14 protein-coding genes are annotated in these 14,779 nt (G+C 66.2%); 7 read left to right on the plus strand and 7 right to left on the minus strand.

Annotation, left to right across the window (positions count from 1 at the left end; translation table 11 throughout):
* The first annotated feature begins 49 nt into the window (after positions 1–49).
* The 3 genes from ccoG to AYB31_RS10650 all read left to right on the plus strand — a co-directional run bounded on the left by ccoG (position 50) and on the right by AYB31_RS10650 (position 3,646).
* Positions 50–1,465: a cytochrome c oxidase accessory protein CcoG gene (ccoG, locus tag AYB31_RS10640; protein ID WP_068828441.1), complete on the plus strand. Its 1,416-nt coding sequence runs from the start codon at positions 50–52 to the stop codon at positions 1,463–1,465.
* Positions 1,466–1,528: 63 nt separating this feature from the next.
* Positions 1,529–2,938 carry a GntR family transcriptional regulator MpaR gene (mapR, locus tag AYB31_RS10645; RefSeq protein ID WP_068828442.1) on the plus strand — a complete coding sequence of 470 codons (1,410 nt, stop codon included), beginning with the start codon at positions 1,529–1,531 and terminating at the stop codon, positions 2,936–2,938.
* 114 nt (positions 2,939–3,052) lie between these two features.
* The gene (locus AYB31_RS10650) at positions 3,053–3,646 is read left to right on the plus strand and encodes a hypothetical protein (RefSeq protein WP_068828444.1); all 594 of its coding nucleotides are present in this window, start codon (positions 3,053–3,055) and stop codon (positions 3,644–3,646) included.
* A 29-nt stretch (positions 3,647–3,675) separates the two neighbouring features.
* Here AYB31_RS10650 and AYB31_RS10655 read toward each other — a convergent pair whose 3' ends face one another.
* The 5 genes from AYB31_RS10655 to AYB31_RS10675 all read right to left on the minus strand — a co-directional run bounded on the left by AYB31_RS10655 (position 3,676) and on the right by AYB31_RS10675 (position 8,116).
* A complete protein-coding gene (locus AYB31_RS10655) occupies positions 3,676–5,454 on the minus strand; it encodes an ABC transporter ATP-binding protein (RefSeq protein WP_068828446.1) in 1,779 nt (592 codons plus the stop codon).
* Positions 5,447–6,052 (minus strand): DsbA family protein, encoded by a 606-nt coding sequence (locus tag AYB31_RS10660; protein WP_068828507.1) that lies wholly within the window; start codon positions 6,050–6,052, stop codon positions 5,447–5,449. Before AYB31_RS10660 ends, AYB31_RS10655 begins: the two co-directional genes overlap by 8 nt.
* 126 nt (positions 6,053–6,178) lie before the next feature.
* Positions 6,179–7,117, minus strand: a complete 939-nt coding sequence (gene trhO, locus AYB31_RS10665; RefSeq protein ID WP_068828448.1) for an oxygen-dependent tRNA uridine(34) hydroxylase TrhO — start codon at positions 7,115–7,117, stop codon at positions 6,179–6,181.
* A gap of 184 nt (positions 7,118–7,301) precedes the next feature.
* Positions 7,302–7,607 (minus strand): BolA family protein, encoded by a 306-nt coding sequence (locus AYB31_RS10670; RefSeq protein ID WP_068828449.1) that lies wholly within the window; start codon positions 7,605–7,607, stop codon positions 7,302–7,304.
* 11 nt (positions 7,608–7,618) lie between these two features.
* Positions 7,619–8,116 carry a DUF2059 domain-containing protein gene (locus AYB31_RS10675; protein WP_068828451.1) on the minus strand — a complete coding sequence of 166 codons (498 nt, stop codon included), beginning with the start codon at positions 8,114–8,116 and terminating at the stop codon, positions 7,619–7,621.
* Between the two features lie 203 nt (positions 8,117–8,319).
* Here AYB31_RS10675 and AYB31_RS10680 point away from each other — a divergent pair, with 203 nt between their 5' ends.
* The 3 genes from AYB31_RS10680 (at position 8,320) to AYB31_RS10690 (ending at position 11,415) form a co-directional block, all read left to right on the plus strand.
* Positions 8,320–9,330 carry a DUF2804 domain-containing protein gene (locus AYB31_RS10680; RefSeq protein ID WP_068828453.1) on the plus strand — a complete coding sequence of 337 codons (1,011 nt, stop codon included), beginning with the start codon at positions 8,320–8,322 and terminating at the stop codon, positions 9,328–9,330.
* A 77-nt stretch (positions 9,331–9,407) separates the two neighbouring features.
* The gene (locus AYB31_RS10685; protein WP_068828454.1) at positions 9,408–10,802 is read left to right on the plus strand and encodes a class II fumarate hydratase; all 1,395 of its coding nucleotides are present in this window, start codon (positions 9,408–9,410) and stop codon (positions 10,800–10,802) included.
* Complete coding sequence (locus AYB31_RS10690; protein WP_068828456.1) at positions 10,795–11,415, plus strand: NAD(P)H-dependent oxidoreductase; 621 nt, start codon at positions 10,795–10,797, stop codon at positions 11,413–11,415. Before AYB31_RS10685 ends, AYB31_RS10690 begins: the two co-directional genes overlap by 8 nt.
* Before the next feature lie 3 nt (positions 11,416–11,418).
* Here AYB31_RS10690 and AYB31_RS10695 read toward each other — a convergent pair whose 3' ends face one another.
* Positions 11,419–12,384 carry a DMT family transporter gene (locus AYB31_RS10695; RefSeq protein WP_068828458.1) on the minus strand — a complete coding sequence of 322 codons (966 nt, stop codon included), beginning with the start codon at positions 12,382–12,384 and terminating at the stop codon, positions 11,419–11,421.
* Positions 12,385–12,849: 465 nt separating this feature from the next.
* Between AYB31_RS10695 and AYB31_RS10700 the strand changes: the two genes are divergently transcribed.
* Entirely contained in the window at positions 12,850–13,059 is a 210-nt protein-coding gene (locus tag AYB31_RS10700; RefSeq protein WP_068828460.1) for a DUF6316 family protein, read from the plus strand.
* Between the two features lie 174 nt (positions 13,060–13,233).
* Here AYB31_RS10700 and pap read toward each other — a convergent pair whose 3' ends face one another.
* Positions 13,234–14,721 (minus strand): polyphosphate:AMP phosphotransferase, encoded by a 1,488-nt coding sequence (gene pap / locus AYB31_RS10705; protein WP_068828462.1) that lies wholly within the window; start codon positions 14,719–14,721, stop codon positions 13,234–13,236.
* Positions 14,722–14,779 lie beyond the last annotated feature (58 nt).

The following is a 14,779-nucleotide window of genomic DNA, read 5'->3' on the forward strand; positions in this document are numbered from 1 at the left end:
TCGGAGTGCACAGTGCGCGCAGCCTGATTACCGCCCGAAGAGGCCCACCATGAGCGAGCGCATCCCCGCGCAGGTCATCGAGACCATCGACCCCCGCCAGCCCCTGCGCCTGACTCCGGCCCAGGCCGGCGGGCCGATCCATACCCGCAGTTTCAGCGGCCGTTTCCGCAACCTGCGCCTGTATGGTGCGGGCTTGCTGATGCTGATCTTCTTCGGCACCGCCTGGCTGGACTGGGACGGACGTCAGGCGGTGCTGTGGAACCTGGCCGAGCACCGCTACTACATCTTCGGCGCCACCTTCTGGCCGCAGGACTTCATCCTGCTCTCGGCGCTGCTGATCATCTGCGCCTTCGGCCTGTTCACCATCACCGTGTTCGCCGGCCGCGTGTGGTGCGGCTACAGCTGCCCGCAGAGCGTGTGGACCTGGATGTTCATGTGGGTGGAGAAACTCACCGAGGGCGAGCGCCACCAGCGCATCAAGCTGGATAGCGCCCCCTGGGGCCCGCTCAAGCTGCTGCGCCGCAGTGCCAAGCATGGTCTGTGGCTGGCACTGAGCCTGCTCACCGCACTGACCTTCGTTGGCTACTTCACGCCCATCCGCCCGCTGGCGCTGGAACTGTTCAGCGGCGAGCTGAGCGGCGCCGCGCTGTTCTGGGTGCTGTTCTTCAGCGCCGCCACCTACCTCAACGCCGGCTGGCTGCGTGAGAAGGTCTGCGTGTACATGTGCCCCTACGCACGCTTCCAGGGGGTGATGTTCGACCGCGACACCCTGCTGGTGGCCTACGACGCCGCCCGTGGCGAAAACCGCGGCCCGCGCAAGAAGGAAGTCGACCACAAGGCCGCCGGCCTCGGCGACTGCATCGACTGCACGATGTGCGTGCAGGTCTGCCCCACCGGCATCGACATCCGCGACGGTTTGCAGGTGGACTGCATCGGCTGCGCCGCCTGTATCGACGCCTGCGACAGCATCATGGACAAGATGGGCTACGAGCGTGGTCTGATCCGCTACGGCTCCGAGCGCGAGATGCAGGGCGGCCACACCCGCCTGTTGCGCCCACGCCTGCTCGGCTACGCGGCAGCGCTACTGCTGATGATCGGCGCCTTCGCCTGGGCCCTGCAGGCGCGCTCGCTGGTATCCCTCGACGTGGCCAAGGATCGCGGCATGTTCCGCGAGAATCCGGCCGGCCAGATCGAGAACGTCTATCGCCTGAAGCTGATCAACAAGACCCAGCACGCGCAGCGCTACCGCCTGAGCCTGGTCGACGACCCGCGCTTCGCCATGAGCCTGCCGGGCGAGCTGAAGCTGGCGCCCGGGGAAATCCTCGATGTACCGGTCAGCGTCAGCCTGGTGCGCGAGCCGCTGGGGCGCAGCCCCGCCGAGCTCAACTTCGAGGTGCGCAACCTGGATCGCCCCGAACAGCGCCAGCAGGCCGGCAGCACCTTTATCGCGCCCTCCGGCCGCTGAGTGAGCGAGCCGCGCCAACTGCCCGTAGACTGTGGCCCGATAACGGCCACCGTCACGGACAAGATGAAACGCTACGAGCAATTCGCCGACCAGATCGCCGAGCTGATCCGCTCGGGCATGCTCGCCCCCGGTGACCGGGTGCCCTCAGTGCGCCACGCCAGCCGCACCTATGGCGTGAGCCCGTCCACCGTGTTTCAGGCCTACTACCTGCTGGAGGACCGCGGGCTGATCCAGGCCCGCGCGCGCTCCGGCTACTTCGTGCGGACCCTGGCCGGGCAGCCGCTGGCCGAGGCCGAAGTGGGCTGCGCCCCGCCGCCGACCAGCGAGGTCGATGTCAGCGAGCTGGTGTTCTCCGTACTCGGTTCATTGAAAGACCCGCACACCGTGCCTTTCGGCTCGGCCTTCCCCAGCCCGCAGCTGTTCCCGCTGGCGCGCCTGGCGCGCTCGATGAACCAGGCCCTGCGCGACCTGCCCGCACACGCGGTCATCGCCGACATGACTGCCGGCAATCCCGACCTGCGCCGGCAGATCGCCCTGCGCTACATGGTCGCCGGCGTGCGCCTGCCGCTGGAGGAGCTTGTCATCACCAATGGAGCCATGGAGGCGCTGAACCTGTGCCTGCAGACGGTGACCCAGCCGGGCGACCTGGTGGCCATCGAGGCGCCGGCCTTCTATGCCACCCTGCAGGTGCTGGAGCGGCTCAAGCTCAAGGCCGTGGAAATCCCCGTGCACCCGCGCAGCGGTATCGACCTGGGCATGCTTGCCGAGCGCCTGGACAAGCTGCCGATCAAGGCCTGCTGGTTCATGAGCAGCCTGCAGAACCCCATCGGCGCCAGCCTGAATGACGCGAAGAAAGCCGAGCTGTACGCCCTGCTCAAACGCCATCAGGTGCCATTGATCGAGGACGACGTGTATGCCGAGCTGTACTACGGCACGCAGCCGCCAAAGCCGGTGAAGAGCCTGGATGACGAGGGTCTGGTGATGCACTGCGGCTCCTTCTCCAAGAGCCTGGCGCCGGGTTACCGGGTCGGCTGGGTGGCCGGCGGGCGCTATGCCGAGCAGATCGCCCGACTCAAGCTGATGACCACCATCTCGCCCTCGGTGCCGGCCCAGGCGGCCATCGCCGACTACCTGCAGCACGGCGGCTATGACCGCCACCTGCGCAAGCTGCGCATCGCCCTGGAGACCCAGCAGGCCGCCATGCTCGCCTCCGCCGCGCGACACTTCCCGAGCGAGACGCGGGTCACCCGCCCCGCAGGCGGCTATTTCCTGTGGTTCGAGTTTCCCGAGCGGGTCGACTCGCTGCAGCTGTTCCAGCTCGCGCTGGCCCAGGGCATCAGCCTGGCGCCGGGGCCGATCTTCTCCGCCACCCGTGCATTTCAGCACTGCGCACGCTTGAACCATGGCCATCCCTGGACGTCCCAGAACGAGCAGGCCATGCAGGTGCTGGGGCGTATCCTCGCCAGCTTCTAGCCGTCGCCGCTGACGCGTGCGGCTATCCTGCGGATATGTGGTAACTCTGGCGTCAAAAATAGTGGCACTATGCCACTCACACCCAGGCACCCTAAAACAACAAGGGACGGCACCATGAGCAGCGACACCGCAACGGACACCGACGCGACTGGCGACGAGCCCCTCGACGACCAGCAACGCATCGAGCGGCTGGAGAAAGCCGGCAAGCTCAACCGCATCCTGATCTTCGCCCTGGCCGGCGTACTGCTCCTGACTCTGCTGGCCTGGCTGCTGATCGCCCTGCTCGGCTCAACGCCGGAAGAAGACGAGCCCGCCGCCAGCCAGGCCAGCGTCCAGGCGCTGCAGCAGGAACTCGGCGCCCTGCAACTGCAGGTCGGCACTCTGCAGCAACAGCTGCAGGAGCAGCAGAAGCTGATCGTCATGGTCCAGCAACAGATGCCCAAGCCTGCCAGCGTCGCGCCCACAGCAGAGGCCAGCCAGAACGAAAGGGAAACCGTCTCCATGGTGGCCAAGACCCTGATCGGCCAGGAACACAACTATCAGGAGAGTCTGAGCGCCCTCAAGGTCGGCATGCGCGACCTGGCCCGCATGATCGCCGGCTCGCGCAGCTGGCTGGCCTTCTACGAAGAATCCCTGGCCAAACCCATGGCCGACAGCCAGGCCCGGGTCAAGGCGCTGCAGGCCTGGGAGGCCAAGCAAACGAAGTGAACAAAGCCGCCCTCGGGCGGCTTTTTCGTTCAGTGCTGCAGATGCCCGTAGAGCTTGGCGTACAGGCCACCGTCGGCGATCAGCTGCTGGTGATCGCCGTCCTCGGCGATGCGCCCGCCGTCGAACACCAGCACCCGGTCAGCCTGCTTAACCGCGCTCAGGCGGTGAGCGATGATCAGCGTGGTGCGGCCATTGAGGAAGCGCCCCAGGGCCTGGTGCAAGGCGTACTCGGTGGCGGCGTCCAGCGCCGAAGTGGCCTCGTCGAGAATCACCACCTGGGGTTCGGCCAGCACCATGCGCGCAATGGCCAGGCGCTGGCGTTGGCCGCCTGACAGGCGTACGCCGGAACGGCCGACCATGCTCTCCAGGCCCAGCGGCAGGGCGCGAATGGTCGGCGCCAGCTGGGCGATCTCCAGCGCCTGCCAGCAGGCCTCGTCGCTGCGCTCGCGGCCCATGCACAGGTTGGCGCGCACCGTGTCGTTGAACAGCGCCGGGTGCTGCAGCACCACGGCCACATGCTCGCGCACCGTCTCCAGGCCGATCTCCTCCAGGCTGGCACCGCCGAAGCGGATGCTGCCGGCCTGCGGGCTGTAGAGCCCAAGCAGCAGCTGCACCAGGGTGCTCTTGCCGCCACCGGAGGCGCCGACTATGGCCACCTTCTCGCCCGGCGCGATGCTCAGGTCGAGATCCTGCAGCACCGGCTCGTCGTTGTAGGCGAAGGTCAGGCCCTGCACTTCGATGCCGACGGTTTCACGGTCCCTGAAAGGGTCGATCTGCGCCGGATACTGCGGCTCGTCGGCCCGCGCCAGCAGTTCGTTGATCCGCGCCAGCGCACCGCCGGCGGCGTAATAGGCGTACTGCAGACCGAGCAGCTGCTCGACCGGGCCGATCATGAACCACAGGTAGCTGAACACCGCGAGCATCTGGCCGATGGACAGGTCGGAGAGCAGCACGGTGATCATCGCGGCGGCGCGGAACAGGTCGATGCCGAACTGGAACAGCAGGCCGCTGGTGCGTGCGGCAGCATCACTCTTCCACTGCGAGGCCACCGCATAGTCGCGCACCTCGCGGGCCTTGAAGCCGAGGCGACCGAGGAAATAGCCCTGGCGGTTGCCGGCACGTACTTCCTGGATGGCTTCCAGGGTTTCGGTAAGGGCTTGGGTGAAGCGCGAGGTGCTGTCGTTTTCCAGCTTCTTCAGGTGCTTGACCTGCTTGCCCAGGCGCACGGTGGCGAAGATCACCAGTGGATTGAACAGCAGGATCAGCAGCGCCAGTTGCCAGTGCATCCAGATCAGGATGGCGGCGGTGCCGGTCAGGGTCAGCACTGCCACCAGCACCCGCGACAGGGTTTCGCCGATGAACTTGTCGAGGGTGTCCAGATCGGTGACCAGATGGGCGCTGACCGTGCCGCCGCCGAGGTTCTCGTACTCGCTCAGGGAGATGCGCTTGAGCCGCGCGATCAGGCGCATGCGCAGGCGGTAGATGACATCCTTGGACAGCCGGGCGAACAGCCGCGCCTGCAGGACGTTGCTGACCAGCGCGCCCAGACGCAGGCTCAGCGTCAGCACCAGCATCAGGCCGATATAGCCGGCGGCGCTTTCCCAGGCGGCAGGCAGGAAGCGATCCATCACCCTGAGTGCGGCGTCGCCCTGCCCCAGCAGCACCTCGTCCACCAGCAGCGGCAGCAGCAGTGGAATCGGCACGCTGCACAGGGTGGCGAGCACGGCGATCAGGTTGGCCAACAGCAGGCCCTTGCGATGGCGCAGAGCCAGGCGGCGGATTTCCGCCCAGGTCAAACGGTCAGGCATGCGCGCGTTCCAACCAGCGCGCCAGCAACGGCGAAAGTGCCTCCAGCGGCTGGTAGCCGTTGGTCAGCAACGCCAGTTGGCCATCACGCTCGGCCAGCAGGGTCGGGAAACCGCTGATGCCCAGGTCCTGCACCCAGGTAAAGTCGGAGGCGGTAGCCTCATGCATAGCCTCGCTGTCGAAGGCTTCGGCGAACTCGATGCGCGGAATCCCGGCCAGTTCGGCCAGTTCCACCAGCACCTGAGCGCGGGACACATCGCGCGCGCCAACGTAGAACGCCTGCTGGATCAGCTTGGCCAGCGGCCAGACGCTCTGCTCGTCCAGCTGCCGTGCCGTGACCAGGGCGCGGCAGGCTGGCGAGGTGTCGTAGACGAAGCCTTCGGGCAAGGCCTCGGTGAAGTTGAACAGCTGCCCGGTGGCGGCGTTGACCGCCTGCCAGTGCCCGAGGATGCGCACCCGCGCCGCCGGCTCCAGCGCCGCGCGCTCGCTGCGCAGGCCTCCGGCGACCAGGTGCAGCGTTACACCCGCAGCAGCGGCCTGCTCGGCCAGGGCCTGTACCACCGGGGCAAAACCCCAGCACCAGGAGCACATCGGGTCCATCACATAGATGAGGCGGGGTTGGCGCACGGCGGGCTCCTTGAGCGCTTTGGGGTGGGTTATACCGCAGGCCGCATCCAGCAAGCTTGCTGGGTCAAGCCGCCAAGCGGCCAACCCAGCCTACGGCATTCAGTCGTTCTGCAGCGCCTTGTAGTTGAAGCCGATCGGGTGCGGCAGGTTGCGCGCCTGGGCGATCTCGATCTGCTTCTGCCGCTCGCGGGCAGCCTGGCGGGTTTTCTCCGGCAGCGAGTCCCAGCAATGCGGGCAGCTGACGCCGGGGCTGTAGAACTCGGTCTGGCGATCCTCGGCCGAGATCGGGTTGCGGCAAGCGTGGCACTGGTCGTAGTCGCCCTCGGAGAGGTCGTGGCGCACGGTCACGCGGTTGTCGAAGACGAAGCAGTCGCCCTGCCACTTGGTCTGCTCCTGGGGTACCTCTTCCAGGTATTTGAGGATGCCGCCCTTGAGGTGGTACACCTCCTCGAAGCCTTCGCCGAGCATGTAGCTGGAGGCCTTCTCGCAACGGATGCCACCGGTGCAGAACATGGCGACCTTCTTGTGCTTGCTCGGATCGAAATGGGCCTTGATGTACTCGGGAAACTCACGGAACGACTTGGTCTTGGGGTCGATGGCGCCCTCGAAGGTGCCGATGGCCACCTCGTAGTCGTTGCGGGTGTCGATCAGCAGCACTTCCGGGTCACTGATCAGGGCGTTCCAGTCCTGCGGCTCGACGTAGGTACCGACCTTCTGATTGGGGTCCACGCCCGGCACGCCGAGGGTGACGATTTCCTTCTTCAGCTTGACCTTGGTGCGGTAGAACGGCTGCTCGTCGCAGTAGGATTCCTTGTGGTCGATATCGGCCAGGCGCGGGTCCTGGCGGAACCAGGCGAGCAGGCCGTCGATACCGGCGCGGCTGGCGGACACGGTGCCGTTGATGCCTTCCTCGGCCAGCAACAGGGTGCCTTTGACGCCGTTGTCGAGCAGGGTTTGCAGCAGGGGTTCACGCAGCGCTTGGTAGTCCGGTAGGGAAACGAACTTGTACAGCGCCGCGACAACGATCTTGTCGGTCATGCGGACTCTCTCCAGTGGTCACCCTCGCAAAGGGCGGACCGGGGATAAAAATGAAAGCGCCGGCAGGGGCCGGCGCGGGGGCGATTCTAACCCAGGCGGACAGGATTCTGCAGCCGACCTGGATCAATGGCGAGCGCCGTCAGCCGCACACGATCGCGGCCAAGGCCCGCTTACCAGGGCGCCATCAGTGATCGAGCTTGCTGCCGCCGCGGCAGGTCGGCGAGTCCGGCGCCCCGCCCTGCTGCGCCCACTCCTCGGGGGTATAGGTGTGCAGGGCCAGGGCGTGGAACTGCTGCATCAGCTCGCCGAGAGTGGCGTAGACCTTCTGGTGGCGCTTGACCGCATTCAGGCCGACGAAGGCCGGGCTGACGATCACCGCCTTGTAGTGGGTTTCCTGGCCACGGCTGTGCATATGGCTCTCGTCCAGCACGTCGAGGTACTCCGGCTCCAGGCCGGCCAGGGTTTGCAGAAGCTTGTCGCGCATGCTCATCTGAGAACTCCTCACTGCTTGCCGGGCTTCAGCTCGGCATCCATCTGGCCCAGCAGCCGATCCACTTCCGGTGCCGCCGCCTGCAGGCGCTCCTGGGTGCGCTGAGCGGAAATCGCCATCAGCTGCGGCATCTGCTCCAGCAGTTTGCTGCCCAGCGGCGTCTGATAGAAGGCAACCAGCTGCTTGAGCTCGGCCTCGCTGAACGCATCGGTGTACAGCGCGACCAGGTCCGGGCCGAGCTTGTCCCAGCCGACGACTTTATCCAGCGCCGCGTTGGCCTGGGCCTGATAACGCTCCAGCAGCGGTTTCTGGCTGGCCTGGCCGCCGGACTGGGCGAAACGACGGGCGAACATCTGTTGTACCTGGCTGTAGGCCGGCACCGTCAGCCGGTCAACTCGGGTCAGCTCGAGGAAACGCCGGGCCTCGGCAGCATGGCTGGCGCTATCAGCCAGCAAGGGGGCACTGATCAGCAACAGCAGGGCGGAACAAAAGACTCGCAGGCGGGTCATTCAGAGATCCTTTCGGGGCAATTCGGCGGGCGGCCATTCTGCGCGCAGGCGTGTCGTCACTCAAGCAAACCGCTGACGAGCGGAGTTAGCAAAAAGCCAGCACTTGCCCTGTACTGGTACAACTGTGCATGCTTGCGTCCCTCCCGAGGCGCAGGCACGGAATTCGCACACCGGCCGCCAGCCCTCACACATGGACGTGTCAGATGAATACTTTTACCCGCCCGCCTTCCACGCTGCCGCAGCCCTTGTGCGATGCTCGCGGCCGTCTGCTGGATGAAGCCATCGGCTGGGCCACGCGACCACGGGTGCACTGCGCCCTGCCCGGCCATCTGGGTCGACGCAAGCGCTGGAACCACTGGTGCATCACCACGCCAGACTGGATGCTCTCGCTGACCTTCGCCGACCTCGACTACCTCGGCTATGGCGCTGCCTACTTCCTGGACCTGCATAGCGGCAAGTCCGTCTCGCATACCCAGCTACGCCCTTTCGGTTTTGGCTGCCAATTGCCCGACACTCCCCTGGAGAGCCACGAGTTCTGCCACTCGCGCCTGCAACTGAAGGCCGACGACCGTGGTAACGCCGTGCGCCTGACCGTGGTGGCCCCGGACATCGGCGGCCAGCCCCTGCAGGTGGCACTTGATATCCAGCGCCCGCCGCACCTGGAATCGGTGAACCTGGTCTGCCCCATGGGCAGCAACACCTTCCACGCCTCCTGCCGCCAGCTCGGCCTGCCCGTCAGCGGCAGCCTGCAACTGGGGCGTCGCCAGTACCTGTGCAGCCCGGGGCAAAGCTTCGCCTCCCTCGACTTCGCCCGTGGCGTATGGCCGTTGCACAGCCACTGGACCCGTGCCGCCTTCGCCGCACCGGGCGGCATCGCCGGCAACTTCGGCACCGGCTGGTGTGAGCATAGCGGCCTGTCGGAGAACGCCCTGTGGTTCGGCGGCGAGTTGCTGCACCTGGAAGAGCAGGTGCAGATCGAGCAGAACCCGCAAGGGCCACTGGCGCCCTGGCGCCTTTCGAGCCCCAGCGGCCAGGTGGAGCTGTGCTTCACCCCGCGCCAGCTGCACCAGGCCAACCCCAAGCTCGGCCCGTTCTACGCCGACACACGCCAGTGGTTCGGCCGCTACGATGGCGTACTGCGCGGCCCACAAGGCGAGAAGGTACCGGTCAGCAGCGCCTATGGCTGGCTCGGCGCCACCCACGCCCGCTGGTAATCGAGCCGATAGAAACGCCGGGGAACCCGCTCCACCTCCGGCGGCCTAAACTGCCGGAAACAATCCGGAGACAGCTCATGAGCCGTATCGAAACCGACAGCATCGGTGCCATCGAAGTACCCGAGGATGCTTACTGGGGTGCGCAGACCCAGCGTTCGCTGATCAACTTCGCCATCGGCGAACAGCGCATGCCGCTGGCCGTGGTGCATGCCCTGGCCCTGATCAAGAAGGCGGCGGCACGCGTCAATTCACGTATCGGCGGGCTGCCCCCGGACATCGCCCGGCTGATCGAGCAGGCCGCCGACGAAGTCCTCGCCGGCCAGCACGACGAGCAGTTCCCCCTGGTGGTCTGGCAGACCGGCAGCGGCACCCAGAGCAACATGAACGTCAACGAGGTGATCGCCGGGCGCGCCAACGAGCTGGCCGGCCAGCAACGTGGCGGCAAAAGCCCGGTGCACCCCAACGATCACGTCAACCGCGCGCAGAGCTCCAACGACAGCTTCCCCACCGCCATGCACATCGCCGCGGTACAGGCTGTGCAGCAGCAGTTGCTGCCGGCCATCAGCGAACTTTCCGGCGCGCTGGCCGAGCAGTCCGCGCGGCACATGAACCTGGTCAAGACCGGCCGCACTCACCTGATGGATGCCACGCCCATCACCTTCGGCCAGGAACTGTCGGCCTTCGTCGCCCAGCTCGACTACGCCGAACGGGCCATCCGCGCCAGCCTGCCGGCGGTCTGCGAACTGGCTCAGGGTGGCACGGCGGTCGGCACCGGGCTGAATGCGCCGCATGGCTTCGCCGAAGCCATGGCCGCGGAGCTGGCGGCCCTGGCTGGCCTGCCCTTCGTGTCGGCACCGAACAAGTTCGCCGCGCTGGCCGGCCACGAGCCGCTGACAGCCCTGGCCGGCGCCCTGAAGACCCTGGCCGTGGCGCTGATGAAGATCGCCAACGACCTGCGTCTGCTCGGCTCCGGCCCGCGTGCCGGTTTCGCCGAGGTCAAGCTGCCGGCCAACGAGCCGGGCAGCTCGATCATGCCCGGCAAGGTCAACCCGACCCAGTGCGAGGCGCTGTCCATGCTCGCCTGCCAGGTACTGGGCAACGACACCACCATCGCTTTCGCCGCCAGCCAGGGGCATCTGCAGCTCAACGTGTTCAAACCGGTGATCATCTACAACCTGCTGCAGTCGGTGCGCCTGCTCGCCGATGGTTGCCGCAACTTCGCCCAGCACTGCGTGTTCGATATGCAGCCGGATGCCCGGCAGATGGCCGCGCACCTGGAGCGCGGCCTGATGCTGGTTACCGCGCTGAATCCCCACATCGGCTACGACAAGGCAGCCGAGATCGCCAAGAAGGCCTATGCCGAGGATCTCAGCCTGCGCGAGGCAGCCCTGCAGCTGGGCTATCTGAGCAACGAGGAATTCGACACCTGGGTGCGCCCGGAAAACATGCTGGAGTCAGGTCAACATGGTTGAAACAGTGAAGAGTGGTGCCACCCCGCTGGAAGGCGACGGCAAGCGCATCCTGATGATCGTCGGCACGTCCAAGCGCGACAGCCTGTGCCATGCCATCGCCGAGGCCTATACCAGTGGTGCCCGCGGCAAGGGCCATGTGGTGCGCCAGCTCAGACTCGGCGACCTGCAGTTCGATCCGATCCTGCGCGAGGGCTATGACCAGAGCCAGACCCTGGAGCCCGACCTGCTGGAGGCCCAGCGGCAGATCCACTGGGCCGAGCATCTGGTGTTCGTCTACCCGGTCTGGTGGGGCGGCGTGCCGGCGCTGCTCAAGGGTTTCTTCGACCGCACCTTCCTGCCCGGCTTCGCCTTCAAGTACCGCAGCCGCTCGCAGCTGTGGGACAAGCTGCTGACCGGACGCACCGCCGACCTGCTGGTGACCCTGGACACCCCGCCCTGGTACTTCCGCTGGATCTACGGCGCTCCGGCGCACCGCCAGATGGTGCGTACCATTCTCGGCTTCTGCGGCATCCGCACCCGGCGCCTGGCCGAGTTCGCCCCGGTACGCCCCTCCAGCGAGGAGCAACGCCAGGGCTGGCTGCGCCGCGCCGAAGCCCTCGGCGTCAAGGTCTAGACCCTAGAGCATGACCGCCATGCGCCGCGCCCGACGGGCACGCAGGCCCGCCAGCAGCGAAGGGCCCAGGGCGACCAGCGCCGAGCCCAGCACCACCAGCAACGCACCGCCATAGCCGAGGGCGTTGATCTGTTCAGGTCGCACATGCTCCGGCCAGAACAGTGCGGCCAGAGCCACGGCGGCGAAGGTCACCAGCGGCGTCACCGCCAAGGTGGCACTGACCCGCGAGGCCTCCCAGTGCGCCAGGGCCTCGGCGAAGGCGCCATAGGCCACCAGGGTGTTCAGGCAACAGGCCAGCAGCAGCCAGCCCTGCAGCGGCGACAGTTGCAGCACCTGCAGCGGATGCGCCCAGGGCGTGAGGATCAGGGCACAGGCCAGATAGATCACCAGCATGATCTGCGGCGAACTCCAGACGCTCAGCAACTGCTTCTGCGCCAACCCGTAGAAGGTCCAGACGAAGGCAGCCAGCAGCACGATCAGCACGCCACTGGTATAGGCGCCCAGCGAACCGAACAGCTCACCCAGGCGCTGATTGAAGAACAGCCCGAAGCCCAGCAACAGCACCGCCAGGCCGCAGCCCTGGGCCAGGCTGAACGACTCGCGAAAGACCACCAGGCTGGCGATCAGGAACAGGATCGGCGCCATCTGGATCACCAGCTGAGTGGTACCCGGGCTGAGCAGGCTCAACCCCACCAGGTACAGCACGTAGTTGGAGACCAGCCCACCGATGGCCAGCAGGAGCAGCCAGCGCCCCTTGCTGCCGAGTGGTGCCAGGCGCGGCAAGCCACGGCGCGCACCCAGCCAGACCAGCAGCACCAGCCCCGCCACCAGCAGGCGATACCAGGTCACGGTGATGGGGTCCATGACCTGCAGCACCTCCTTGAGCTTGATCGGCAGAATGCCCCAGAGCAGCGCGGTAGTCAGGGCAAGCAGCAGGCCATAGAGCCATCGACCGGAAGAGATATGCATGAGGTCCTCGAAACGAGCGGGTACAGGCAGAGCGGCCATTGTAGGCCCGCGGGCAATGGCCTCACAGCCACAGTTGACCGCTTGGACAAGAAGGAACTGTGCTGCCAGAGCCCCAGCTTGCCTGCCTTCCGCAGATTGGCCTAACGAGGGCACAACCCAGCACAGCGTGCTCTCGCATCGCGACTGAAGTCGCTCCCACGAAAATCTGCTCCGCGCACAAGTAAGCGGCATGCGCGCCGCCTCTGTGGGAGCGACTTCAGTCGCGATAGCGAGGTCCAGGGCCACTCACGCCACCTGTGTCGCGGCCAAGGCCGAGTGCCCCCAGCACCTCTCACTGGAGCTGATATGTACCGGCCCCACCTAACAGCAAGAGGTTAAAAAATGACCACCTGTCGCCCACCGCCGCCAGGCAAAAGCCGCGCACTACACTGAAACCAAGTACACCCTGCGGCAGGAGGACTTGCCATGTTCGGTCAACGCACCATCGACCCCGCGCCCAGCACCCACTACCGGAGCGAGCGGGTCAGCGCAGTCAACGGTCAGTATTTCTTCTCCACGCGCGAGGGCACCCTGGAAGGCCCCTACTTCACCCGTGTCGATGCCGAACGGGAAATCGCCTTCTACATCCGTCGCATGCGCCAGGCCAGCGATATCATCGAAAGCCGCGCCTTCTAGCCAAGCGATAGGCCGCGTAGCAGCGAGCTCTGCTCGCAAACCGGTGGGGCGACACCGACGCTTCGCTGACGATGCACGCTGCCGCAGAAACGATCTGCGCGCCCTGATCAGAAAAAACGCCGCGCCCTGCAAGAGAGGCGCGGCGTTTTCTTCGGCGCACAGCATGAGTGCCTTCTAGTCCCTGGCGAACGCCCGCTCCAGCGCATCGTTGAGCGTGCGTAGCACCTTCACGCGGGCAAAGCGCTTGTCGTTGGCCTCGATCAGCGTCCAGGGCGCGACCGAGGTGCTGGTGCGGTCGACCATGTCGCCCACCGCGTCGCAGTATTCGTCCCACTTTTCCCGGTTGCGCCAGTCGTCCTCGGTGATCTTGAAACGCTTGAAGGGAATCGCCTCGCGCTCCTTGAAGCGCTTGAACTGCTCGTCCTGGTCGATGGCCAGCCAGAACTTGACCAGCACGACCCCGGCGCTGGCCAGCTGCTCTTCGAAGTCGTTGATTTCGCCATAGGCGCGCAGCCAGTCGGCCGGTTCGCAGAACCCCTCCACCCGCTCCACCAGCACCCGGCCATACCAGGAACGGTCGAACACGGTGAACTTGCCGCGCGCCGGAATGTGCCGCCAGAAACGCCACAGGTAGGGCTGGGCCAGCTCCTCCTCGGTGGGTGCGGCGATCGGCACGATGCGATACTGCCGCGGGTCCAGGGCGGCCGCCACACGGCGGATGGCACCGCCCTTGCCCGCCGCATCGTTACCCTCGAACACCGCCACCAGGGCATGCCGACGCATGCGCTTGTCACGCACCAGCGTGGCCAGGCGCGCCTGCTCTACCGCCAGCATGTCCTTGTATTCGTCCTTCTCCAGGCTCTGGGTCAGGTCCAGGTTGTCCAGCAGGCCGCGATTGTCCAGGCTGGCCACCATGGGCGCGACGTGGGGCTGCGGTACACGCCGGCTCTTGGCCTTGAGTGCGGCCTGCAGGCCATCGAGAAGGATGCGCCCCACCGTCAGGCTGCGGTAATGCTCATCGCTGCCCTCCACCACGTACCAGGGCGCGAAATCACGACTGCTGCGGCGCAGCACACGCTCACCGTGGCGCACGAACTTGTCGTAGGTCTTCGACTGTTGCCAGTCCAGCGGGCTGAGCAGCCAGCTGCGCTGCGGGTCGTCCTGCAGCGCCTTCAGGCGCGCCTTCATCTGCTGTTTGGACAGGTGAAACCAGAACTTGAAGATCAGCGCGCCCTCGTCACAGAGCATCTGTTCCAGGGCCAGGGCGCCGTCGATGGCCTGATCCAGCACGGCGTTCTTGATGTGACCATGTACCCGCCCCTGGAGCATCTGGCTGTACCAGTTACCGAAGAAGATACCGATGTGCCCCTTGGGCGGCAGCTGCCGCCAGAAGCGCCAGGCCGGTGGCCGGGCCAGCTCCTCGTCGGTCTGTTGGTCGAAGGTGCTGACCTGAATCAGGCGTGGGTCCATCCACTCGTTGAGCAGCTTGACCGTCTCGCTCTTGCCGGCACCCTCGATGCCGTTGATCAAGATAAGGACCGGGAAACGCCCCTGTTGCTTCAACTCATACTGCGCCTCCAGCAGCGCCTCGCGCAGCGCCGGCGCTTCCCTGTCAAAGGTTTCCTCGTCGATTGCGCGACCCAGTTCGGCAGACTCGAACATGCCCATCTCCTTGCTTCGATCCGCTCAGCCTAGCGGATTAGCCCAGGCTTTGGGGCTG

Source organism: Pseudomonas sp. BMS12, from assembly GCF_001592875.1.
Classification (GTDB): Bacteria; Pseudomonadota; Gammaproteobacteria; order Pseudomonadales; family Pseudomonadaceae; genus Aquipseudomonas.

What these genes read in the sequence shown, in the direction of transcription:
- AYB31_RS10700 (WP_068828460.1), top strand. Translation starts at nt 12,850, where the DNA reads ATGTTCGGTCAACGCACCATCGACCCCGCGCCCAGCACCCACTACCGG.
- AYB31_RS10695 (WP_068828458.1), bottom strand. Translation starts at nt 12,384, where the DNA reads ATGCATATCTCTTCCGGTCGATGGCTCTATGGCCTGCTGCTTGCCCTG.
- AYB31_RS10670 (WP_068828449.1), bottom strand. Translation starts at nt 7,607, where the DNA reads ATGAGCATGCGCGACAAGCTTCTGCAAACCCTGGCCGGCCTGGAGCCG.
- AYB31_RS10655 (WP_068828446.1), bottom strand. Translation starts at nt 5,454, where the DNA reads ATGCCTGACCGTTTGACCTGGGCGGAAATCCGCCGCCTGGCTCTGCGC.
- AYB31_RS10650 (WP_068828444.1), top strand. Translation starts at nt 3,053, where the DNA reads ATGAGCAGCGACACCGCAACGGACACCGACGCGACTGGCGACGAGCCC.
- trhO (WP_068828448.1), bottom strand. Translation starts at nt 7,117, where the DNA reads ATGACCGACAAGATCGTTGTCGCGGCGCTGTACAAGTTCGTTTCCCTA.
- AYB31_RS10680 (WP_068828453.1), top strand. Translation starts at nt 8,320, where the DNA reads ATGAATACTTTTACCCGCCCGCCTTCCACGCTGCCGCAGCCCTTGTGC.
- pap (WP_068828462.1), bottom strand. Translation starts at nt 14,721, where the DNA reads ATGTTCGAGTCTGCCGAACTGGGTCGCGCAATCGACGAGGAAACCTTT.
- AYB31_RS10685 (WP_068828454.1), top strand. Translation starts at nt 9,408, where the DNA reads ATGAGCCGTATCGAAACCGACAGCATCGGTGCCATCGAAGTACCCGAG.
- AYB31_RS10690 (WP_068828456.1), top strand. Translation starts at nt 10,795, where the DNA reads ATGGTTGAAACAGTGAAGAGTGGTGCCACCCCGCTGGAAGGCGACGGC.
- ccoG (WP_068828441.1), top strand. Translation starts at nt 50, where the DNA reads ATGAGCGAGCGCATCCCCGCGCAGGTCATCGAGACCATCGACCCCCGC.
- AYB31_RS10660 (WP_068828507.1), bottom strand. Translation starts at nt 6,052, where the DNA reads ATGGACCCGATGTGCTCCTGGTGCTGGGGTTTTGCCCCGGTGGTACAG.
- AYB31_RS10675 (WP_068828451.1), bottom strand. Translation starts at nt 8,116, where the DNA reads ATGACCCGCCTGCGAGTCTTTTGTTCCGCCCTGCTGTTGCTGATCAGT.
- mapR (WP_068828442.1), top strand. Translation starts at nt 1,529, where the DNA reads ATGAAACGCTACGAGCAATTCGCCGACCAGATCGCCGAGCTGATCCGC.